Annotated in this window: 17 protein-coding genes; 15 read left to right on the top strand and 2 right to left on the bottom strand. The window is 40.0% G+C overall.

Annotation, left to right across the window (positions count from 1 at the left end; all coding sequences use genetic code 11):
• The first annotated feature begins 244 nt into the window (after nt 1-244).
• The 11 genes from secA to BI350_RS13665 all read left to right on the top strand — a co-directional run bounded on the left by secA (nt 245) and on the right by BI350_RS13665 (nt 12,332).
• Nucleotides 245-2,752, top strand: a complete 2,508-nt coding sequence (secA, locus tag BI350_RS13715; protein ID WP_075528651.1) for a preprotein translocase subunit SecA — start codon at nt 245-247, stop codon at nt 2,750-2,752.
• A gap of 35 nt (nt 2,753-2,787) precedes the next feature.
• Nucleotides 2,788-3,889, top strand: a protein-coding gene (prfB, locus tag BI350_RS13710) for a peptide chain release factor 2 (protein ID WP_155767584.1) whose coding sequence is annotated in 2 segments (ribosomal slippage) — nt 2,788-2,859 and nt 2,861-3,889 — 1,101 coding nt in all. Because the reading frame shifts where the segments join, the coding sequence is not laid out codon by codon here.
• A gap of 254 nt (nt 3,890-4,143) precedes the next feature.
• Nucleotides 4,144-4,479: a cytochrome c551 gene (cccB, locus tag BI350_RS13705; RefSeq protein WP_075528649.1), complete on the top strand. Its 336-nt coding sequence runs from the start codon at nt 4,144-4,146 to the stop codon at nt 4,477-4,479.
• 292 nt (nt 4,480-4,771) lie between these two features.
• On the top strand, nt 4,772-5,458 hold the full coding sequence (ftsE, locus tag BI350_RS13700; RefSeq protein WP_075528648.1) for a cell division ATP-binding protein FtsE: 687 nt from the start codon (nt 4,772-4,774) through the stop codon (nt 5,456-5,458).
• A complete protein-coding gene (ftsX, locus tag BI350_RS13695) occupies nt 5,448-6,332 on the top strand; it encodes a permease-like cell division protein FtsX (protein WP_075528647.1) in 885 nt (294 codons plus the stop codon). The genes ftsE and ftsX overlap by 11 nt, the downstream gene beginning before the upstream one ends.
• A gap of 43 nt (nt 6,333-6,375) precedes the next feature.
• Nucleotides 6,376-7,710 (top strand): murein hydrolase activator EnvC family protein, encoded by a 1,335-nt coding sequence (locus tag BI350_RS13690; protein ID WP_075529387.1) that lies wholly within the window; start codon nt 6,376-6,378, stop codon nt 7,708-7,710.
• A 244-nt stretch (nt 7,711-7,954) separates the two neighbouring features.
• Nucleotides 7,955-8,557, top strand: coding sequence for a hypothetical protein (locus tag BI350_RS13685; protein ID WP_155767537.1), 603 nt, complete (start codon nt 7,955-7,957; stop codon nt 8,555-8,557).
• A complete protein-coding gene (locus BI350_RS13680; protein WP_075528645.1) occupies nt 8,544-9,152 on the top strand; it encodes a peroxiredoxin family protein in 609 nt (202 codons plus the stop codon). Before BI350_RS13685 ends, BI350_RS13680 begins: the two co-directional genes overlap by 14 nt.
• A gap of 66 nt (nt 9,153-9,218) precedes the next feature.
• Nucleotides 9,219-10,664 carry a S41 family peptidase gene (locus BI350_RS13675; protein WP_075528644.1) on the top strand — a complete coding sequence of 482 codons (1,446 nt, stop codon included), beginning with the start codon at nt 9,219-9,221 and terminating at the stop codon, nt 10,662-10,664.
• 198 nt (nt 10,665-10,862) lie between these two features.
• On the top strand, nt 10,863-12,035 hold the full coding sequence (locus BI350_RS13670; RefSeq protein WP_082295084.1) for a PDZ domain-containing protein: 1,173 nt from the start codon (nt 10,863-10,865) through the stop codon (nt 12,033-12,035).
• 33 nt (nt 12,036-12,068) lie between these two features.
• Complete coding sequence (locus BI350_RS13665) at nt 12,069-12,332, top strand: CsbA family protein (protein WP_075529385.1); 264 nt, start codon at nt 12,069-12,071, stop codon at nt 12,330-12,332.
• 109 nt (nt 12,333-12,441) lie between these two features.
• Here BI350_RS13665 and BI350_RS13660 read toward each other — a convergent pair whose 3' ends face one another.
• Nucleotides 12,442-12,750, bottom strand: a complete 309-nt coding sequence (locus BI350_RS13660) for an AzlD domain-containing protein (protein ID WP_075528643.1) — start codon at nt 12,748-12,750, stop codon at nt 12,442-12,444.
• Complete coding sequence (locus BI350_RS13655) at nt 12,750-13,475, bottom strand: AzlC family ABC transporter permease (protein WP_075528642.1); 726 nt, start codon at nt 13,473-13,475, stop codon at nt 12,750-12,752. Before BI350_RS13655 ends, BI350_RS13660 begins: the two co-directional genes overlap by 1 nt.
• 134 nt (nt 13,476-13,609) lie before the next feature.
• On the opposite strand from BI350_RS13655, the gene BI350_RS13650 reads away from it, so the two are divergent.
• The 4 genes from BI350_RS13650 to BI350_RS13635 all read left to right on the top strand — a co-directional run bounded on the left by BI350_RS13650 (nt 13,610) and on the right by BI350_RS13635 (nt 23,078).
• Nucleotides 13,610-14,242 carry a TVP38/TMEM64 family protein gene (locus tag BI350_RS13650; RefSeq protein ID WP_075528641.1) on the top strand — a complete coding sequence of 211 codons (633 nt, stop codon included), beginning with the start codon at nt 13,610-13,612 and terminating at the stop codon, nt 14,240-14,242.
• Nucleotides 14,243-14,720: 478 nt separating this feature from the next.
• Nucleotides 14,721-18,212, top strand: a complete 3,492-nt coding sequence (addB, locus tag BI350_RS13645) for a helicase-exonuclease AddAB subunit AddB (RefSeq protein ID WP_075528640.1) — start codon at nt 14,721-14,723, stop codon at nt 18,210-18,212.
• Nucleotides 18,196-21,912 (top strand): helicase-exonuclease AddAB subunit AddA, encoded by a 3,717-nt coding sequence (gene addA, locus BI350_RS13640; protein WP_075528639.1) that lies wholly within the window; start codon nt 18,196-18,198, stop codon nt 21,910-21,912. The genes addB and addA overlap by 17 nt, the downstream gene beginning before the upstream one ends.
• Complete coding sequence (locus tag BI350_RS13635) at nt 21,909-23,078, top strand: DUF418 domain-containing protein (protein WP_075528638.1); 1,170 nt, start codon at nt 21,909-21,911, stop codon at nt 23,076-23,078. The genes addA and BI350_RS13635 overlap by 4 nt, the downstream gene beginning before the upstream one ends.
• The last annotated feature ends 70 nt before the right edge of the window (nt 23,079-23,148 follow it).

The following is a 23,148-nucleotide window of genomic DNA, read 5'->3' as shown; positions in this document are numbered from 1 at the left end:
ATGTGTGGATTTCGTTGATTGTAGTGGAAGGCGCCGACTCCTGTGGGATTAGCGGGACAGGTGAGACCCCACAGGAGTGAAGCGACGAGGAGGCTCACCGCCCGCCCCACGGAAAGCGTGCGCCTGGAACGGAAATCAACATTGCTCGGATTTTCATTTACACAAAACTACACAGTTGTGACATTTGCACCTCGCATTTTGCAGTGTTAAAATAAAGGGTGAATTAAATGAGGATGTGACTTAAATGCTGAATGTATTAAGTAGAATATTCGATTCAAATAAAAGAGATTTAAAACGATTAGAACGAGTGGCAGATAAGGTAGAAGCCCTTGCTGAAGAAATGCAGCAACTTTCAGATGAAGCGCTCTCCAGTAAAACAGAAGAGTTTAAAGAGCGTTTGCAAAATGGTGAAACTTTAGATGATCTTCAAGTAGAAGCGTTTGCGGTCGTTCGTGAAGCCTCCAGACGTGCATTAGATATGTATCCTTTCCGAGTGCAACTTATCGGTGCGGCGGCATTACATGAAGGAAATATTGCAGAGATGAAGACCGGTGAAGGAAAAACGCTAACTTCTACTCTTGCCGTTTATTTAAATGCGTTAGCTGGTAAAGGTGTGCACGTTATTACAGTAAACGAATACTTAGCAAGTCGTGATGCCGAGGAAATGGGGGTTCTTTATGAATTCCTAGGACTGACGGTTGGTTTGAACTTAAATAGTATGACGAAAGAAGAAAAACGTGAAGCATATGAAGCGGACATCACATATAGTACAAATAATGAACTTGGTTTTGACTATTTAAGAGATAATATGGTCCTCTATAGCCATGAAAAAGTTCAACGTCCTCTGTATTTCGCGGTCATTGATGAAGTTGACTCCATTTTAATTGACGAGGCAAGAACACCGCTTATTATTTCTGGTCAAGCGGCTAAAGCGGCAAATCTGTATCGATTGGCCAATACTTTTGTCACGACATTAAAGGTTGAAGAGGATTACTCGTATGACGAATCAACAAAAGGTGTTGTGTTAACGGAAAAAGGCGTTGAAAAAGCTGAGAAAGCATTTAAAATCGATAATTTATTCGACCTAGACCATGTGGTGCTTTTACACGGCATTAACCAAGCTTTGAAAGCGCATGTCAGTATGCATATCGACATTGACTATGTTGTTGAGGATGGCGATGTGGTAATTGTTGACTCCTTCACAGGCCGTCTCATGAAAGGCCGTCGTTATAGTGACGGATTGCACCAGGCGATTGAGGCGAAGGAAGGTCTAGAAGTCCAGAATGAATCCATGACACTTGCAACGATTACTTTCCAGAACTATTTCCGTATGTATGAAAAGTTATCAGGGATGACAGGTACAGCGAAAACAGAGGAAGAAGAATTCCGTAATATTTACAATATGCAAGTTATCGAAATCCCTACAAATCGTCCAATCATCCGTGATGACCGTGCGGATCTTATTTATTCGACGATGGATGGGAAGTTTAAGGCAGTTGCTGAGGACATTAAAGAACGACATGAAAAAGGTCAGCCTGTTCTTGTAGGTACTGTAGCAATTGAAACGTCTGAAATTATTTCGGATTACTTGAAAAAATTTGGCGTTAAGCACGAAGTTTTGAACGCTAAGCAACATGAACGCGAAGCCGAAATTATTTTAAATGCCGGTCAACAAGGCGCGGTAACAATCGCGACAAACATGGCGGGCCGTGGTACAGATATTAAACTTGGCGAAGGTGTCATTGAAGCTGGTGGCTTAGCGGTCATCGGTACAGAAAGACATGAATCTCGCCGTATCGATAACCAGTTACGTGGACGTTCGGGACGTCAAGGAGACCCAGGCGTTACACAGTTTTATTTATCTTTAGAAGATGATTTAATGCGCCGATTTGGTTCGGACCAAATGAAATCTATGATGACAAGACTTGGGATGGATGATTCTACGCCAATTCAGTCAAAAATGGTCTCTCGTTCAGTTGAATCTGCACAGCGCCGTGTTGAGGGGAATAACTTTGATGCACGTAAACGTCTTCTACAATATGATGATGTGTTACGTCAGCAACGTGAAATCATTTATGAAGAACGAAATGAAGTACTTGAATCTGAAAATATAAGTGAAATTGTTGAAAATATGATTTCGGGGGTCATTGACCGAACGGTATCTGCCCATACAGCAAGTGAAAGTCGTTCTGAATGGAACTTAAAAGGGCTTGAAGATTTTATCGCAGCAAATCTTCTTCCTGAAGGTCGAGTAACGGCAGCAGATTTTGAAGGGAAATCCCCTGAAGAAATCAAAGAAATCATTCAAGAGAACGTGACAGCACGTTATCATGAAAAAGAAGAAGAAATGACAGAAGAACGCATGCGCGAATTCGAAAAGGTCATCTTACTTCGTGCGATTGATATGAAATGGACAGACCATATCGATGCGATGGACCAGTTGCGTCACGGTATTCATTTACGTGCTTATGGTCAAACAGATCCACTTCGTGAGTATCAGAGCGAAGGATTTACAATGTTTGAAGATATGGTGTTGGCCATTGAAAATGATGCGGCCCGTTTTGCAATGAAAGCAGAAATCCGCGATAATCTTGAACGTGAAGAAGTTGCCAAAGGTCAGGCAGTGAATCCTGAAGAAGGCAACGAACAAAAGAAGAGACAGCCGGTTCGTCGCTCAGTGAACGTTGGACGAAACGATCCATGTCCTTGCGGCAGCGGTAAGAAGTTTAAACATTGCCATGGCAGAAACTAATTAGAAGGCAATCGATTTTGGGAGGAATTTTTATGATGGTATTATCAGATGTACGGAACGAGCTTGACACTACAGCTAAGAAATTAGTGGACTTTAGGGGGTCTCTTTGACTTAGAAAACAAAGAGGCACGCATCCAAGAGTTAGATGAGGTTATGACTGAACCCGGGTTTTGGGATGATCAAGAAGCCGCTCAAAAAGTGATTAATGAGTCTAATGCTTTAAAAGATGTTGTTGGAGATTTTACGGAATTAAATGAGACGCAAGAAAACCTAGAAATGACACTCGAGTTATTACGTGAAGAATCTGATGATGAATTGCAGGAAGAGCTTATTGCAGAACTTAAAACGTTTATGCAAAAACTAGAAGATTTCGAGCTTCATTTATTACTTAGTGGGGAGTTCGACAAACATAATGCAGTACTCGAACTACATTCCGGAGCAGGTGGTACAGAATCGCAAGACTGGGCTTCTATGCTACTTCGTATGTACACACGTTGGGCGGAACAACATAAGTTTTCAGTTGAAACAATCGATTATCAAGCAGGCGATGAGGCTGGCATAAAATCAGTCACATTATCGATTAAAGGACATAATGCATTCGGTTATTTGAAGGCTGAAAAAGGTGTCCATCGTCTTGTCCGTATTTCACCGTTTGATTCTTCAGGCCGTCGCCACACATCTTTCGTATCGTGTGAAGTAATGCCTGAATTTGATGGAGATATTGATATTGAAATCCGTACAGAAGATTTAAAAATTGACACATATCGTTCAAGTGGTGCAGGTGGTCAGCACGTTAACGTAACAGATTCAGCTGTTCGAATTACTCATGAGCCGACAGGAACGGTTGTAACGTGTCAAACTGAGCGTTCTCAGATTAAAAACCGTGAGCGAGCCATGAATCTATTGAAATCGAAGTTATATCAGTTGAAAGTTGAAGAAGAAGAGGCACGTTTAAGAGAAATTCGTGGTGAACAAAAAGAAATTGGCTGGGGAAGTCAAATTCGTTCCTACGTATTCCACCCGTATTCAATGGTTAAAGACCATAGAACGGACGCGGAAACAGGGAATGTTGGTGCTGTGATGGATGGCGAATTAGATATGTTCATCAATGCCTATTTACGTTCGCAAATCAATTAATATGTTTTGAAATGGATTAGAAGGTGTATATATCAATTATGACAATCAGACTTTCTATCGTCCGACAGAATACAGTTAATAAAAAACGTTCAAAAAGATTTAACAATTACTGTAAAAGCTACAGGTATCGTATTTTCGGTGTTTTATGTAAAGTTGAACGATGCATAGAAAGGTTCAATTGAACTCATTATTGGTATACTAATCTATAAGGAACAATGTTTTCCTGAAAACATTTAATTGAAGGAGGGAACAGTGTGAAGAAAAAGTTATTAGCAGCTATTTTCGGAGCGACACTTGTTCTCGGGGCGTGTGGCGGAGGAAATGACACGAGCAACGAGACAGATACAGGAACGTCAGGTGGCGATACTGCAGAAGTTGATGCAGAAGCGGTCGTGCAACAAAAATGTATCGCATGTCATGGTGGCAATCTAGAAGGCGCTAGCGCCCCAGCAATTAGTACAGCTGGAGCTAATTATAGCGAAGATGAAATTCGTGATATCATCCAGAATGGTAAAGGCGGAATGCCAGCCATTAAAATGGCAGAAGCAGAAGCTGACGCAGTAGCAGCTTGGCTAGCAGAAAAGAAATAATACTTAAAAAAACCGTTAACAGACATTTTACCTGTTAACGGTTTTTTTGCGTTCTTTTTCAAATGACGTTGGTGAAGAATTTTAGTTGACCATTTTTTTGCATAAATTAACATTAAATGCATGTAGTCGTAACTAAATACTGTAAGTGTAGTCGGTTTAAACAAGTTTCGCCAAGATTTACAACTAAGTTTGATATAAATGAAATATAACTGTAATAATTTTTGACAAGAAAACATGTTATACTCGATATGGTTTAAAAATAGAGGCGAAAAATGATTCAGGTGGTTTTAATTTGATAAAAATGAAAAATGTATATAAGAAATACGCGAATGGTGTCGTTGCCTCAAACGGGATCAATATCGAAATTGATCGAGGCGAATTCGTATACGTAGTCGGGCCAAGTGGAGCTGGAAAATCAACATTTATTAAGATGATATTCAGAGAAGAAACGCCAACGAGCGGCGAAATATTTTTTAATGATATAAACATTACCACGTTAAAACAAAAGCAAATTCCGCAATTGAGACGTCGTATGGGTGTTGTCTTTCAGGACTTTAAACTATTGCCTATGCTGAATGTCTATGAAAATGTTGCGTTTGCACTAGAAGTGATTGAGGAATCACCTACAAATATTAGAAAAAAAGTAAATGAGGTTTTAGCCCTTGTCGGACTAACCCAAAAAGCTAGAATGTTTCCAAACGAGTTATCGGGCGGAGAACAGCAACGGGTATCCATTGCTAGGTCTATTGTCAATCATCCAGAAGTTGTGATTGCGGATGAACCGACCGGAAACTTAGATCCAGAGACGTCTTGGGAAATTATGGACGTATTCAAGAAGATCAATGCACGTGGAACAACAATTATTATGGCAACCCATAATAAAGAAATTGTAAATACGATTAGACATCGTGTTGTTGCAATCGAAGGCGGTTTAATCACCCGTGATGAAATTGGAGGTGATTACGGCTATGAAAGGTAGAACATTTAAAAGACATTTACGAGAAAGTTTAAAAAGTGTTGGTCGTAATCGATGGATGACATTTGCATCGATTAGTGCAGTGACAGTTACATTATTACTTGTTGGTGTATTCCTTGTTTTAATGATGAACTTAAATAAAATTGCCACAAATTTAGAAGAAGATGTCGAAATTAAGATTATTGTCGATTTAGCAGCAGATGAGGAAGCAATCGCAGGACTTGAAGAGAAATTGAAAGCAAATCCACGTCTCACCGACATCAGATTTTCTTCCAACGAAGAAGAACTTGAAATCATGATTAAAGGGTACGGTGAAGAACTGGGTTTATATAAACAAAGTAACCCGCTTCGACATGTTTTTTATGTTAGAGCGACAGACCCACAGGAAACTGTAAAAGTTGCAAAAGAGATTGGTACATATGAATACGCGTTTGAAGTGATTTACGGTGAAGGCAAAGTTGAAAAACTATTTAATATCTTAAATACAGGTCGTAATATCGGTATTGTACTAATAATTGCTTTACTATTTACAGCGATGTTCTTAATTTCCAACACAATTCGCGTGACGATTGTAGCACGTAGAAAAGAAATTGAAATTATGAAACTTGTAGGTGCAACAAATAATTTTGTCCGTATTCCATTTTTATTAGAAGGAATATGGCTCGGAATCCTTGGTGCATTATTACCGATGATATTCCTAACTGTTGCCTACATTAATCTTTTTGATTATATTCAACCGAAATTGGAAGGCGAATTATTCCAACCGCTTTCTAAAACACCGTTTATTTATCAATTAAACGGATTACTTCTTTTCACCGGGATTTTTATCGGTGTTTGGGGTAGTTTTATGTCTGTTCGAAAGTTTTTGAAAGTCTAATAGAAAAAAAGTGATAGCTGAGAGGGGAAAGTCTACATTGAGAATGCAAAAATGGATGCTATCTATTCTGATAGCTATTCTTGTGCTGTCTTCAGGAATAGGAAATCCGCAAGTTTTAGCAGCTTCATTGAAAGATATGAAAGATGAAAAGAATGCAATTGAGTTAAAGAAGAATACGATTAATCAAGATATTCAATCGAAAAAAAATGAAATTACTACGAATCAATCAAAAATCGAGTCAATTCAAGCACAAATTGCTAAATTAGATGCAGAAGTTAAAGAAACAAATGCACAAATTACAAAACTTGAAAATGAAATTACGCAAACTACTGAAGAAGTTGAAGCATTAAGAGCGTCTATCGAGGATTTAGAAAAGAAAATTCAAGAGCGTGATGAAGTATTGCGCGAACGTGTACGTGCGATGCAAGTGAACGGCGGTTCTGTTAACTATTTAGACGTATTACTTGGCGCGAATAGTTTCACAGACTTTATTGACCGTGTTTCTACTGTTGCTACATTAATGGATGCAGATCGCACAATTATGAAAGAACAAGCCGAAGATCAGAAGCAATTGGAAGAAGAGAAAAAGCTTGTTGAACAAAAACTTGAAGAATTACAGTCTAATAAAAGTAAGCTAGAAGGATTGAAGGCTTCACTTCAGTCTCAAAAAGCTGAACAAGATAGATTGGCTGCTGAACTAAAGAAAGAACAAGAAAAGTTAAATTCAGAAAAAGCGAATTTAGAAACAGAATTACATGAAGCGCATGAATTAAGTGCGGCTTTAGAGCGTGAAATTAGAGCTGAAGAAAATCGTTTAGCTGAACTTGCACGTCAAGCAGAAATTGAACGCAAAAAACGAGAGCAAGCCGAAGCTGAAGCACGAGCAAATGCCAATAAAGGAAGCTCATCCAATGCCAATACGTCTAATGCTTCCCAATCCTCAGCAGGAAGCGCACCCGCCGTTTCAAGCGGGACTTGGACAAGACCGGCAGCAGGAAGAATTAGCTCTGAGTTCGGCTATAGAAATATTTCTTTCGCCTCAAGCAATCATAGAGGGATAGATGTTGCAAACTCAATTGGTACACCAATCGTTGCGGCTGGGGATGGTGTTGTTGGTAGAACTGGCGTCATCGGGACGTATGGTAATGTCATCATGATTACACACTCAGTAAACGGAAAAATTTATACAACATTGTATGCGCATCTATCTGGTATCAATGTAAGTCCTGGACAAGTCGTTTCGAAAGGACAAGTCATTGGTAGCATGGGGAATACAGGAAGATCTTCTGGTCCACATTTACATTTTGAATTTCACGTTGGTGGATGGACGGGTTATGGTCCTTCTGCAGTGAACCCAAGAAGTTACGTACCATTTTAATAATGCATAAAAAAGCTCACCTTTCGGGGTGAGTTTTTTAGTTAAACCAGTTGTGATTAAATAGAAAGGCAACAAATTCTATTATCTATAGCTCAAACATCCAAAATAGGCAGAAATCTAGATGTGATACATTAAATTCTTTAGAATACATATTGAGCATGAAATTGGAGGTGCCTAAAAGATAGGAGTTTCAAAGTATTATCTTATTGGAAATATATCTGTTCCCTCTACATGGATCGCCATTGTGCTGGCCTTTTTTATTGCATCTGGGGCGGTTAGACTAAAATACGGGAAACAACCTACTTTGTTATTGGCAGACGCGATTTTTTATTTTGTCATTGTATGGAAGTTGTCCGTTGTTGTAACCGATTGGAAAACAGTCATCCAGTTTCCATTATCGATTCTTTATTTTAACGGCGGGAAAATTGGCGTTTATCTTGGATTAATTGCGGCGAGTATTACAGTAATTGTAGAAATGAAAAAAGGACAATTCATGCGAGAAACTTTGATGGGCTTGTTAATTGGCAGTATGCTTATCCAATCAGGTTATCAGGTTTTTATGGCCATCTTAAATGATGGAACGATATTCAAGCAGATATTGACAATTAGTATCATTGGGGGATTTGTACTGTTTATTACGTTTTTCATTGAGCAGTTTAAAGATTTGCCTTACCAAATCATACTCCTATTTATTAGTGTTCATCTATTCGTAGGCGTCCTTCAACCAGGGGGGCTATTACAAACATCTGTGATCGCTACTGTATATATCGGGGTATTTATGAGTGTGCTGTTGAAATTTTATTTAAAAAACGAAGAGGGTGAGGGGTTAATCATTGAGGAAAAATAGTATTGGTTTAATTGTGGCCATTTTATTAGTTGGAACGATGGTTGTACTGATGATTAAGTCGAATATAGATGAGAAAAAACCGCTTGAGTCATTTGAAGAGGTAGAAGAGTATAGGAAAAGTTTAGAGGCGCAAGGAGTGAATTCCGTAGATATAACGGAAGGGTTGGAACAAGGCGATACACCTCCAGATTTTGAATTAACTACGTTAACGGGAGAAGTCGTTACATTATCCGAATTAAAAGGACAAAAAGTCATCCTAAATTTCTGGGCCTCTTGGTGTGGACCATGTAAAGCGGAAATGCCACATATGCAAAATTACTATGAGAATTATAAAGATTTAGCGAATGTGGAAATTGTTGCGGTTAATATGACGACACAGGAGAGAAAAGGGGTAGAAGGAATTGAGAATTTTATCGAGGAGTATGGACTTACATTTCCAATTCCTTTGGATGAGGATGGAGAGGTAATTGATGCTTATCGTGTGATGACAATTCCGACCACCTATATGATTGGAACGGATGGAACGATTGCACATAGATTTATTGGGCCAATGGATGAAAAGACGATTCATAGCTTAGTTGAAAATTTAGATTAAGAGTTGCCGGCTTACTGTGTCGTATTCTCTTCTTGCAGTTCATATAGTGAACGGAGGAGGGTTAAGATGCGGAAAAGCCGGTTTTTGTTAATTATGTTGTTTGTCGCTGTCCTTGCTGGAAGTTCCTTTTTTCTATTAAAGAATACGCAAGGAAAGAAGGAAAATGTAGGAGTAATGCCGCCAGATACTTTCGAAGTGATTGATGAAGCGTATACGATTATTCAAAATGAAGGAATCCATCCAGTAGAAGGTAGGGCGTTAATTGAAGGGGCACTTCGAGGAATGGCAGATGTAATTGACGACCCTTATAGTACCTATTTGACCGAGGAAGAGGCTGCCGCCCATCGTGAATCGTTGGCAAGTGAGCGAATTGGCATCGGCGCGGAAATTACAAGGTCGAATGGAAAATTTCTCATCGTCGCACCAATCAAGTCATCGCCAGCTGATAAAGCAGGCTTGCAACCTTATGATGAAATTATTCGGATTGACGGGGAAAATATAGCTGGCAGTTCTTTAGAAGAAGTTGTTAAGAAAATCCGTGGTAAGCAAGGAACGACTTTGAACATGACAATTTATAGGCCAGACATGAACAAACACCTAGAAGTATCCATCGTACGCGATGCGATTCCTGTAGCGACCGTTTCCAATGGAGTACTTGAGGAGAAAAAACGCAAAGTCGGTTACATATCGATTACAACGTTTGGAGAGGAAACAGCACAGGAATGGAAAGTAGCGACAGATGCTGTGTTAGGTGGAAGAGCAGAAGCGCTGATTATTGATGTACGTGGCAATCCGGGCGGATATTTACACAGTGTTTCACAAATTGTAAGCAGTTTATTAGAAGTAGATACAGTATTTGCATATATGGAAGATCCAAAAGGTGCATTAACGCCATTGTTGGCCGAGAACTCAGAGGAAATTCAGTACAGTGAGAAGTTAAAAAGAATACCAGTTGTTTTATTACAAGATAAAGGCAGTGCATCGGCAAGTGAAGTATTAAGTGGGGCGTTAAAAGATTCTAAACGGTCAATCATTATTGGGACAGAAAGTTTTGGCAAAGGAACCGTTCAAGATACGTTTGACTTGTCTAATGGAGGAGAAGTTAAGTTATCTACACACAAATGGCTCACGCCGAAAGAAAAGTGGATCCATGGAAAAGGAATTCCTCCACATTTGGAAGTGAAGCAAGATGGATTATTTAGCGAGCATATTCGTTTAATCGGGGTGGATTATAAAGAAGGCGATTATCATGATGAAATTGCATATGCCCAAAGGCTACTTGCAGGGTTAGGGTATAAAATTAACAAAGCAGATGGCTATTTTGATAAAGAAACTGTAAGAGCCGTAATGGCGTTTCAGAAAGACAAGACGTTAGAAGCGAACGGTGAGATGAATCGAGAATTTTATATGGCATTGAAAGAGGAAGTAGAAGCTTTTCGGGCGAATAAGGAAAACGATCAGCAATTGCAAATGGCCCTTGACTATTTGATGCATGAACTAAAAGGGAAGTAATAAAAAATGGTTTGATATTGATAGAAGTCTTTCGTAAAGGCCAGTTATATTAAACTGGCTTATCGAATAGGCTTCTTTTTTTAATGATAATACTAAGTTTGAAGTATATGATTAAGAAAATAGCTCTCTACTCGTCATGTGACGTTATTATTTGATACAATAGAGTCAACTTGTTTTTTAGATATAGGACGGTGATGGATGATGGGAAAAGAAGTATTCAGTGACGTGTTATTATCCGTTTCACTTTTTTTACTTAATCCTCTTTTAATTATCGCGTTAATTGTCGCGGTATTGTTAGGATACTTTCGTGTGAAAAGAGAGAGACGTAGTTTTAGAGTGCGTATGTTGCCAGGTTTAACTGAATTGCGTCGAATTATATCTGAGTCTTGGCTTCACGCCATTGTCCTTTCCATTCTTATTTCAGGAATTGGACTTGTGGTGGATGCGGGTTGGTTAGTGCTTTTTTGTATACTGTCAATACTTGCGCTCCTAACTTTTAATTATAAATTAACTTCCCCTGTTTATTTTGCTACAATCGCATTTTTTAGTTTATATGCAATAAACTATTTCGCCAAGGATTTCGGATTCCGCGGTTGGGAAGTAGCAGCAATCGATTTCTTTGGAGAGTTAACAATTACGATTTCTGTGATTACAGGGATGTTGCTTGTTGCCGAAGGATTGCTTATTTATAAGTATGGACATCGGGATAATTCATCTCATTTAATTCAGACGAAACGAGGGCTTCAGGCTGGCGTGTTTAAAGCGAAGAGGCTTTGGTTGCTTCCTGTTTTATTTCTTGTACCTGGTGAGATGATCGGCACTTATCTGCCATATTGGCCTCAGTTTACAGTTGGAGAAAGTGCATTTACGTTTGTACCGGTGCCGCTAGTTATTGGGTTTTCTCAAATTGCACGTGCTAGCTTTCCGGAGAATGTATTTCCTCAAATTGGACGAGCGATTGCTTTTATTGGTGTAGTCGTAATTGCGGCTGGAGTCGCAGCGATGTGGATGCCGGTTTTAGGTTGGGCTGCCTTGTTGGCAGGTGTCGCGGGAAGAATGATTGTTTCTGTTGTCGCCTCAATTCGGGAGCGAAGAGGCGGTTATGTTTTAGCGCCTCAGTCTAAAGGCGTCGTGATTGCTGGTGTGATTCCCGATTCTCCCGGTGAGAAAATGGGACTACTGCCAGGGGAACGTATTCAGTCTGTAAATGGCCTGCCTGTCCATAATGAAAAAGAACTTTATGATGCGATTCAAGTAAATGCCGCGCATTGTCGATTACAAGTTGTGGATAAGGATGGAGAAGTAAGGCTTATGCAACAGGTCGTCTATCGACATGATCATCATCGACTCGGAATTTTAGTCGTTCAGTAAATAAAATGGATGAATGAGAGGTAAGGTTAATTGATAGATTTATTCATTACTAAATTACTATTGGCAATTTTTGCGCCTGCACTTCTCGTCGTTTTTTTTACACGTGTGACTTTTCATCATGTCGTTGGGTTAGTTTTAACGCTAAGTCTCGTTGCCGCTTCTGTTTATGCAGGTTATACGCATAATTGGGTACTTTACGCGGCCGATGCATTATCGTTAACGGTTGGGTTTTGGTATGCGAAACGGATGGTTGAGCGAACGCGTGAGAATATGGAAGAAGAACATCAAGTCAACTAAGCCTTATAATTCCACCGTGAAATTTAATAAAAAGACCGCTTTTAGGAACTGCTAGTCAATTGGAGAGTGCGCTTCAATTGAAAGCATGGTTCTTCGAAAGCGGTCCTTTTCATGTGAATAAACTATAAATCGCAAGTACGCCAATTGTACCGAGGACGACGGACATAACACTGCCGCCTAAGAATGCGATTAAAAATGCCACTACCATCCCAATGATCCCAAACACGAGATTGCCTTCTTGGACGAATAAAATTGCTGGAAAAATCAGTGCACCTAAAACGGCATAAGGAATATTACGCAGTACGCCAGAAACAATTGGGGGTAATTCTTTCCCTTCCAAAAATGTGAGAGGGATCATTCGGGGAATATAAGTGGCAAGCGCCATGCCTAAAAGCATCCACCAATAGATTGCACCCATTAAACACCCTCCTCCCTGACATATGTCGATTTCGTTCTTTTCTCGTGATTGACATAGACCATTTCAATGGCAATTGACGCAACTAGTGTCGAAACGAGAATTGCCCATCCAGTCGACAATAACCCAGTGAAATAAAAGAAACTTTGTATCGTCGCAGCTAGTCCTGCAAGCATAACAACTTTTCGATTTCCTTTCATTGAGGGAACGAGTAGTCCTACAAACATCGCATAGAGCGCGATGGACATAGCGGCTTGTAAGAAAAGTGGTAAATTTGCGCCGATGATATGGCCAACAGTGGTAAAGATCACCCAACTGCCGTAAGCAATCAGTGCCACACCGAATGCATAGGCTGTCGTAATTTTTTCTTTTTTACTCGTCGCAAGGACTGAAAATGTTTCGTCTGTGATGCCAAAAGAATAAACGGCTTTCACCCATCGTTTTTCGGGGACCATTTTTTCACTTAAAGACGCGGTCATTAAAAAATGTCGAATATTGACGATGAATGTGTTCGTAACAATTAATAAAGGATGCACTGATGCGGCAATTAAGCTAAGTGCTATGTATTGGGAGGCACCTGCATATACAAACATGCTCATTGCAGTCGCTTCAATAATTGAGAGTCCCGCTGTTTTTGCGAGCAGTCCAAAAGTGAGTGCAACAGGGAAATATCCAATTGCGATACTCAGTCCAGCTTTTAAGCCAGCATAAAAGTCTTTGTTCTCCATATTTTCACAACTTTCGTATATGATTAACTTGATTATACTATACTTTCTAAACGTTTCGTGAAATAATTATTAAAATAGCAATAAAAGAACAAAATTGGGTATGCTTACCCTATATGTTTTTAGGAGGGAATGTGATGAATGAATGGTTAGATGTTGATAAAGTAATTGAACTATCCGGACATTACCGGGCATTGGGTCCATTTATCGGCTTATTCTTTCCATTTATTGAATCATTTCTACCGTTTTTACCGTTGTTTGTTTTCGTCTTCGCAAATGCAAGTGCGTATGGATTATGGTATGGATTTCTATTATCGTGGGTTGGAACGTCAGTCGGTTCTTATGCCGTATTTTTGCTCATTCGGAAATATGGAAAAGCTCGAGTGTTTCGTTTTTTAACGAAAAGAGCGCGCGTTCAAAAGTTGATTGAATGGGTGGAGCGAAATGGGTTTGGCCCTTTGTTTTTATTTATTTGTTTTCCATTTACACCTTCAGCACTCGTGAATTTAGTTGCGGGTTTATCAGATATTAAGAAAAAGCATTACTTTTTAACTTTATTGGCCGGGAAATTTGTGATGATATTTACAGTTAGTTTTATCGGCTCGGATTTAAAAGCATTGTTAACACAACCGATTCGAACAGCAATTGTCATCATTATCATCTTTCTACTTTGGCTTATCGGGAAGCGTTTAGAACATCGCCTAACTAAGAAAATAGAAGCTGAATTTAGAGATATTGCGAAACAAAAAAAGGAAAATCATTCTGATTAAACTACATGATAAAATAAAAGGCTGTCATAGAAAGTTGATGAAATAACTTTCATGGCAGCCTTTTGTTCTGTTTGTGATTGGGTTCGAAAGATTGGTATACTGAAGGGAGTTCACAGCTGTAAACAGTATAGGATTCTATTTACTATGTATGCCTAGATATAAGTGGTTATGAGGGATAAAAAAAAGTGGGATATAGAATCGATTCCATAATTGCATATTTAATAGTAGAAAATGAACATTAGGTTTAATATCCTGTTAATCATTTATATGTAGAGGAATCTTTGTTGATTGGAGTGGAGGGCGGCGACTCCAGTGGGATTAGCGTGACAGGTGAGACCCCGCAGGGAGCGAAGCGACTGAGGAGGCTCACCGCACGCCCCACGGAAAGCGTCCGCCCGGAACGGAAATCAACATTGTTGAGGATAGGGTTATTTACGAACTTAACTCGAAAACATTTACAAAAAAAGGGGGTATTCTCATGTCGTTGCGTTTGATTACAGGTAGGTCTGGTTCAGGGAAGACGCAGTTTATTCAGTCCGAGATTGCGGAAATGTTGAAACAAGACCCTTTAGGTACACCTATTTTCGTCATTGTACCCGATCAAATGTCTTTTTCTATGGAACATAATTTATCCGTAAACTATGGCTTAAATGGCATTATTCGTGCACAAGTTGTGACGTTTAAACGACTTGCTTGGCGCATCTTGCAAGAAACCGGGGGCATTACGCGTAAAGAGGTCGATGGGTTTGGCTATCGGATGCTCGTAAGAAGTGTGTTAGAAGAAAATCAAAGTGAATTTAAAGTTTTTAAGCAAGCTGCTAGTAAAAGAGGTTTTACGGAACAAATTGGCGACTTGATGAAAGAGTTTAGTAGATATTGTCTGGATTTTGAGACGATGAATGAGCTAGTCAATGAATTAGAATCAGCAGGTTCGCCGCAAATATTACTAGATAAAGCAAATGATTTATCGTTATTGCTTACTAAAATCGAAGAAAAATTAGGCACATCATATGTGGATAGTGAAGGCCATTTAGCATTGCTTGCTTCGCAGATTAAACATGCGGACATCGTTAAAGGGGCGCATATTTATATTGACGGTTTTGAAAATTTCACGACACGTGAATATGAAATCATTACGGAACTTATGAAATATAGCGGTCGAGTTACGGTTGTCCTGCCAATGGAAGCAGATTTGTCGGGACACGCCGATCATGATTTGTTTTTCAATTCAGTTCGAACGTATGAACAAATTAGAGGCTTAGCCCGGGCAGAATCAGTAGAAGTAGAGGATATCGTTCATTTTACAGAGGCAAAGCGATTTAAAACAGATGACCTCAAACATTTAGAAGCAACATTCGAACAGTACCCTGCAATTGCAAGGAAAGCAGAGGGGGATGTTTCAATTATTGAAGCATCAGATCCACGTGCTGAAATCCATTCTGTGGCAAGAACAATCCGTCGGCTAACGATGGAAGGGAAACGATATAAAGATATTGCCATCTTGTATCGTGAACCGGAAAAATATGACGTTTTACTAGAAACGATTTTTCCTCATTATGACATCCCTGTATTTATTAGCAGGAAAAAGCCGATGTTGCATCATCCGTTAATCGAATTTTCTCGTTCGGTATTGGAAGCAATAACTTCAGGTTGGTCATTTGAGTCGATTTTTCGAGCTGTGAAAACAGATTTATTTTTCCCACATGGCGAACATGTAGAACTTTGGAGAGAACGAGCGGATCGACTTGAAAACTATGTGTTGGCGCATGGAATCATGGGGTCTAGATGGTTTGATGAAAAACGTTGGCGTGTGAAACGATATCGCGGACTTGAATTACACACGGACGTTCAGACCGATAAAGAGTTAGCTTTAGAAAAAGAAATTCATCTCATTCGTGATGTCATTCGGACACCACTCAAAAAGTTTGAGAAACGACTGCGACGTGCGAAACAGGGTCAAGCAGTTGCCGAAGCGTTGTTTGCTTTAGTGGAAGAACTTCGTGTCTATGATAAAATTATCGATTTACGAGCGGAAGAAGAACGCGCTGGACGACTTTTAGGTGCAACAGAACACGAACAGGCATGGAATGAATGGATTCAAGTATTGGACCAGTTTGTGCTCATGTTTGGCGATAAGGAAATGCGCCTCACAGAAGCCGCAAAGATATTAGATGAAGGATTTGATTCGTTAGAATTTACGCGAATTCCACCGTCACTTGATCAAGTAACCGTTTCAACGATTGAACTATCTAATTTAATGAATACAGATGCGGTGTTTGTGCTTGGTGTGAATGAAGGCGTCCTGCCTCAAAGGGTGGATAATGAAGGGATCTTATCAGATGCAGACCGTGAATGGTTTGCCGGAATTGGTTTCGAGTTAGCACCTACATCGAAAATGAAATTGATGGATGAAACCTATATGGCTTACCGTGCATTTACTTCAGCACGTGAAAAATTATACGTGTCTTATCCGATTGCAGACGAGGAAGGAAAAGCACTCATTCCATCGTTATATATTGCAAGAATCGAACAAATATTGACGGATTGCACGGTTGTGCAAGCAACATTGGACCCATTTGACGTATCAGCAGAGGGAGACAATTTCCAATACATTAGTCATCCGCGTGCAACATTGCCTTTTGCAGCAATTAAGCTCAAAGAAGCAATGCGTCATATTGATATTACGAAAGAGTGGCAAGCAGTACTCGCTTATTATAAAAAAGATATGTTATGGAACCCTGTCATCGGTCGTATTAGCCGTCCAATGGTAAAAGGCAATCAAACGGACCGATTGCAACCAGAAATGACCGCTGGTTTATACGGCGAATCATTTGTGACAAGTGTTTCTCGTATTGAATCTTATTATAGTTGTCCGTTTCAACATTATGCTTCGTTTGGGCTGAAACTCGAAGAACGATCCGAATATACGTTAGAAGCCCCGGCGATTGGCGATTTATTCCACGCGGCCTTAAAGTGGATTTCTGATGAAGTGATGCGTCTAGGCAAGTCATGGGATGAATTAACAAAAGAAGAATGTTGGCAAATAGCAAGACAGGCAGTTGAGGAAATTACACCGTATTTCTTCAATCGCATTTTATTGTCGACGAGCCGATATATGTACATTCAGCGGAAGCTCGTTCAAATTATTCAACGTACGATTTATTCATTAAGTACACAATCAAAATCGACAGTATTTAAACCGGTAGCCATTGAAGCTGGGTTTGGGCCCGGTGAACAATTACCATCACTGGAAATCCCTCTTCGAAGCGGTCAATCAATGAAGTTACGTGGCCGAATTGATCGCATCGATACGACTGAAATAAAAGGTAGAAATTATTTACGTGTGGTTGATTATAAATCATCGGCAAGGGATTTAGAACTTGCTGAAGTATATTATGGATTATCCTTACAAATGTTGACCTATTTAGATGTTGCACTGGAATATGCAGATGAACTACTAGGGTTCGATGCAGACCCAGCTGGAATTTTATATATGCACGTCCATAATCCAATGATTCGACCAGGAGAAGAATTATCTCGTGAACGATTAGAAGCGGAAATCGCAAAGTCTTATAAAATGCGTGGCTATTTATTAGAACATCCGGAAGTTGTCGAAGGGATGGACATCAATATAGGGAATTCATCTACAATTGTGCCTGCTGCTTTTCGAAAGGATGGTTCATTTACAAAACGATCGAAAGTCTTGGCACCAGAAGATTTACAAATGATGCGCACGTATGTGAAGTCAAGGCATCAAAAAGCTGGCAATGCAATGTTACTTGGCGATACACGTGTGTATCCATATAAATTAAAAGATCGTATGCCTTGTCAATTTTGTTCGTATCGTTCGGTTTGTCAGTTCGATCCAACTGATCCGAACCAAACATATCGACAATATGAGCTACTCGATGCTGAAACGTCGTTAGAAAAAATGCGTGAGGAGGTGGCGGCTGATGAACATACCGATTAAGCCAGAAAATGTTACGTTTACAGATGATCAATGGAAGGCGATTTGGGCAAAAGGACAAGATATTCTCGTCTCAGCTGCGGCAGGTTCGGGGAAAACAAAAGTACTCATAACACGGATGATTGAGAAAGTAATCGATGAAGAAAATCCGATTGACGTGGACCAATTACTTGTCGTTACGTTTACAAATGCGGCAGCTGCGGAGATGAGACAGCGAATGGGGGAAGCATTAGAGGAAGAGATTGCCAAAAATCCTGAAGCGGTACATTTAAGAAGACAGTTAAACTTGTTAAATAAAGCGCAAATTTCTACGCTGCATTCATTTTGTCAAAATGTTGTACGTCAATATGCTTATTTATTAGATATCGATCCAGGTTTCAGAGTGGCAGATAGTTCAGAAGCTGCTTTACTACGTGACGATGCGTTAAGTGATGTGTTGGAACAAGCATACAGCGCGGCAGAACCGGAAGCGATGTACCGGTTGGCAGATAGTTTTACAACCGATCGTGATGATCAATTAATCGAGACATTAATTAGTCGATTATATGACTATTCTCGTGTCCATCCACAGCCAGAAGAGTGGTTGTATCGTGTACCTGCCCAATATGAAATTGAGGATATTCAAGCTGTTGACGACTTATCGTTTATTGACCCATTGAAAATGACGATTCGTTATTCGCTTGAAGAAGCGGCCGCACTTATCGGCGAAATGAGGCGCATTGCCGAGATGCCGGACGGTCCGGAGCCGTTAATTAAAACTGCGGAAGCTGATTTACAGTGGATCGATGAAGCGATTCGCCGAACTAGAACGGGCACGTGGGAAGAAACCTATGAATTTTTTGGTACATTGAAATGGGTGCGTGCGGGTGCGATTCGAAAAGGGACGTGCGATGAAGCGTTGGCTACACGCGCTAGGTCGATTCGAGACGATGTGAAAAAAATCGTAACGGATGTAAGAGAAGCTTACTTTTTACGTCCACCGCAAAGATTACTTGATGAAATTACATTGATGGCGCCGTCTATGCATAAGTTAGTTGCGCTTGTCATTGAATTTGGCAAGCGGTATGAACAATTGAAAATAGAACGTGGCATTGTCGATTTTTCTGATTTAGAACACTATGCGCTACGCATTTTATCGGAAGAGCAAGAGGGCCAGTTAGTGCCATCAGAAATTGCAATGGGGTACCGACAGAAATTTGCTGAAGTATTGGTCGATGAATATCAGGATACGAATACATTACAAGAAACAATTATTAGCCTTGTAAAAAGTGGCGGGGAAGCAGATGGAAACTTATTTATGGTTGGGGATGTTAAACAATCCATTTACGGTTTCCGATTAGCAGAACCGAATCTCTTTCTGGAGAAATATAGCCGCTTTACGAATGAAGTAAGTGATGCGGGCCTTAAAATAGATTTAAATGCAAACTTTAGAAGTCGGAAAGAAGTGCTCGATGCGACGAACTATATATTTTCACAAGTCATGGGGATGCGTGTCGGAGGAATTGAATACGATGATGCGGCTGCACTTAAATATGGCGCCCAGTATCCAGAAAAAGAAGTGCCAGTTCACTTGAAGGTGCTTTACGAAGAAATGGAAGATGAACAAAGTGAATTTGAAGCAGAATTAACAGGGCAAAGTTTGAAAAGTTCACAAGTAGAAGCCCGGATGATTATTCAAGAAATTAAGAAGTTAATGGAATCTGGCGCCGAAGTAACGGATGCATTTTCGAATGAACGAAGACCGCTTGAATACCGGGACATAGTCATATTAATGCGTTCGATGACGTGGTCGAGCGAAATCGTGGAAGAGTTTAAGCTTGCAGGAATCCCAATCTACGCGGAATTATCGAAAGGCTATTTTGATGCACTTGAAGTGATGATTATGTTAAATACATTACGTGTCATTGATAATCCCTATCAAGATATCCCGCTAGCCTCTGTACTCCGTTCACCATTTATTGGGTTGACGGAAAATGAACTGGCAAAAGTGCGGTTAGCGGCACCGAATGAACCGTTTTTTGAAGCGTTAAAACGATTTGTCGCAACGGGCGGTTCTGGAATTGAACCGGCAACACAAGAAAAGCTGCAACGCTTTTTCACACAATTTAATGACTGGCGTGATTTAGCACGCAGAGGTTCATTATCGGATCTGATTTGGCAAGTGTATACAGATACGTATTATTATGAAATGGTCGGGGCAATGCCGAATGGAAGGCAGCGACAAGCGAATCTTCGAGCACTGCATGACCGTGCAATTGACTATGAGAAAACATCATTCCGAGGACTATTTCGTTTTCTTCGTTTTATCGACAGAATGAAAAAACGTGGGGATGATTTTGGAGAAGCGCGTGCGCTTACTGAACAGGAAGACGTTGTACGGTTAATGACGATTCATTCATCTAAAGGATTAGAGTTTCCGTATGTCTTTATTGCTGGTGTCGGTCGCCAATTTAATAAAATGGATTTGAGGGAAGCGTATTTATTCGACCAGCATTTTGGGTTGGCGGTAAAAGCTGTGGATCCAGATAATCGAATTACGTATACATCCCTTCCGTTTTTGGCAATCAAGGAAAAGAAAGAACTCGAAATGCGTGCGGAAGAAATGCGTATTTTATATGTTGCGATGACGAGAGCGAAGGAGTATTTATCGTTAATCGCCTCCGTGAAAGATATTGAAAAAGAAATGGGGAAATGGCAAGATGCCCAGTTAACTGACCCAATGCTGATGCTTCCAGAGTATACACGTTCTCGGGCGAATCGTTATTTAGATTGGATTGGACCTGCAATCGCGAGACATCCGGCTTTTGATAAATTTGATCTATTGCCAGGTGGACGATTTATGACAGATGAATCGAAATGGCAAATTGATATGTTGCCATCCCAAGGTTTGGAAGTGACCGAAGCCGAAGAAGATGCTTTGGCAGAAGTAGATGAGTCCCTCGAAAAGCCGATGCCGCCAACCTTTGATGAAGAAGATTATAAGGAAGTCAAACACCGTTTTGAATGGGAATATCCATATCTTTCATCTACATTGAAGCGTTCTAAACAAACGGTTAGTGAACTTAAAAGATTGGCGATTTTAGCGCAACAACAAGATGATACAGCTATCTTAGCGCCGGCAAATGAAGTGAGCACGGCTTATTTACATAGCCGTCCAGCGTTTATGCAGTCTCGAACACTTTCACCAGCGGAAATTGGGACAGCGATGCATACAATGATGCAACAAGTAAACCTGAATAAACCGCAAACGATTGAAGAGATAGAGCAGTTAGTCGAAACGTTAGTCCATAAGCAATTGTTAACGAATGAAGAAGGGGCGGCAGTCGATAGGGAAGCTGTTGTACAGTTTTATGAAACAGCTATATCCGCAAGACTTATGAATGCTTCTAAAATTTATCGTGAATTGCCGTTTACGTATGCGTATGATGGCGGCGGAGATTATCAAATCTTGCAAGGAATCGCAGACTGCTTATTCCAAGAAGAAGACGGATGGGTGTTGCTCGATTATAAAACCGACCGTATTCATGGACTTTTCCAATCCGAAGAAGCAATTGATCAGGAAATGGATAATCGTTATGGGATTCAACTCAATTTATATAAACGAGCCATTGAATCGATTTTAAATATAACGATTAAAGAAATGGTGCTTTATCTGTTTGATGGGGGCAAAACGATACCAATTCAGGGGGACAAAAATCTGTGAAACTTACGCCAATAACACCAGATAACCGGATAGAAGCCCTTGATATTACGAGAGGGTTTGCATTATTAGGGATTTTTATCGCGAATATGCTACTGTTTCACACGCCTTATTTCTATTTAGACCCGTATACTTATTTTACTGCGGGGAGTGATGCCGCAACTTTTCGCTGGATAGACATTTTTGTGCAAGGAAGTTTTTATCCGATATTTGCTTTTCTTTTCGGTTACGGAATAAATATGCAATATGAGAAAGCCGTTGCGAGAAATAAATCATTTGCTCGCATGATGTCAAAGCGACTTGCGATACTATTAGCATTTGGCCTCATCCATGCATTGTTCATTTGGTCAGGCGATGTGTTATTTTCTTATGCAACGATGGGATTCTTACTTATTATTTTCGTTCGAATTCCAGCGAAATGGTTAACGCCTTTTGCGATTGTACTCTATACGATACCAGCTGGAGTTCTCTATCTCATTACAAAATTCATTGTCAAAACGAATCCGAATACTTTTGTTGAGGGGTTCGCAGATACAGAGAAAATTGAACGGTCTATTGAAGTTTTTGCAAATGGTTCATTCGGAGAAATTTTTTCTTTTCGAGCGATTGAATGGCTTTTTTATGGACTCGGAAGCACTTTACTCGGATTCTTTATAGTGTTGCCCATCATTATGTTAGGTGCTGCGATGTCTAAGTGGAAAATCATAGAGCGTGCAAATGAAATTAAAGGTAGACTCGTGATTGTGGCAGTCCTTGCAACAGCAATTGGCGTCTGGATAAAAGCACTTCCTCATATTGGTCAACCGACTTATGATTTAGTGCAATTACAAGATACGTTTGGCGGAGTTATCTTGGCTGCTGGATATATGGCGATATTGTTATTACTATGCAATTCATCTAGATTTCGGACGATTTCTAGACCTGTCGGAAAAGCAGGTAGGATGTCATTAACGACGTATCTTTCTCAGTCGGTGATTGCGACAGTTATTTTTTATTCTTACGGACTAGGTTTATACGGAAAAGTTGATGTATTGACAGGTACTTTTATTGCAATTGGTGTATTTGTCATTCAACTGATTTTCGCACAGCTTTGGCTGTCAAAATTCCGTATGGGTCCTATAGAAGCGCTATGGCGTTTTGGGACGTACGGAAAGAATTTGTCAAAATAAAAGGATTTCGGTCATGACTTGTCGTATTAGAATAAATAGAGAGAAAACTAGATGAGGGAGCTGGACCAGA

The sequence above is a fragment of the Sporosarcina ureilytica genome, from assembly GCF_001753205.1.
Classification (GTDB): Bacteria; Bacillota; Bacilli; order Bacillales_A; family Planococcaceae; genus Sporosarcina; species Sporosarcina ureilytica.
This window is presented reverse-complemented; position numbering and strand designations above follow the sequence as displayed.

Excerpts from the sequence above, each read along its gene's own strand:
- secA (WP_075528651.1), top strand. The coding sequence starts at position 245 with ATGCTGAATGTATTAAGTAGAATATTCGATTCAAATAAAAGAGATTTA.
- ftsX (WP_075528647.1), top strand. The coding sequence starts at position 5,448 with ATGAAAGGTAGAACATTTAAAAGACATTTACGAGAAAGTTTAAAAAGT.
- BI350_RS13690 (WP_075529387.1), top strand. The coding sequence starts at position 6,376 with ATGCAAAAATGGATGCTATCTATTCTGATAGCTATTCTTGTGCTGTCT.
- BI350_RS13675 (WP_075528644.1), top strand. The coding sequence starts at position 9,219 with ATGCGGAAAAGCCGGTTTTTGTTAATTATGTTGTTTGTCGCTGTCCTT.
- BI350_RS13670 (WP_082295084.1), top strand. The coding sequence starts at position 10,863 with ATGATGGGAAAAGAAGTATTCAGTGACGTGTTATTATCCGTTTCACTT.
- BI350_RS13660 (WP_075528643.1), bottom strand. The coding sequence starts at position 12,750 with ATGGGTGCAATCTATTGGTGGATGCTTTTAGGCATGGCGCTTGCCACT.
- BI350_RS13655 (WP_075528642.1), bottom strand. The coding sequence starts at position 13,475 with ATGGAGAACAAAGACTTTTATGCTGGCTTAAAAGCTGGACTGAGTATC.
- BI350_RS13650 (WP_075528641.1), top strand. The coding sequence starts at position 13,610 with ATGAATGAATGGTTAGATGTTGATAAAGTAATTGAACTATCCGGACAT.
- addB (WP_075528640.1), top strand. The coding sequence starts at position 14,721 with ATGTCGTTGCGTTTGATTACAGGTAGGTCTGGTTCAGGGAAGACGCAG.
- addA (WP_075528639.1), top strand. The coding sequence starts at position 18,196 with ATGAACATACCGATTAAGCCAGAAAATGTTACGTTTACAGATGATCAA.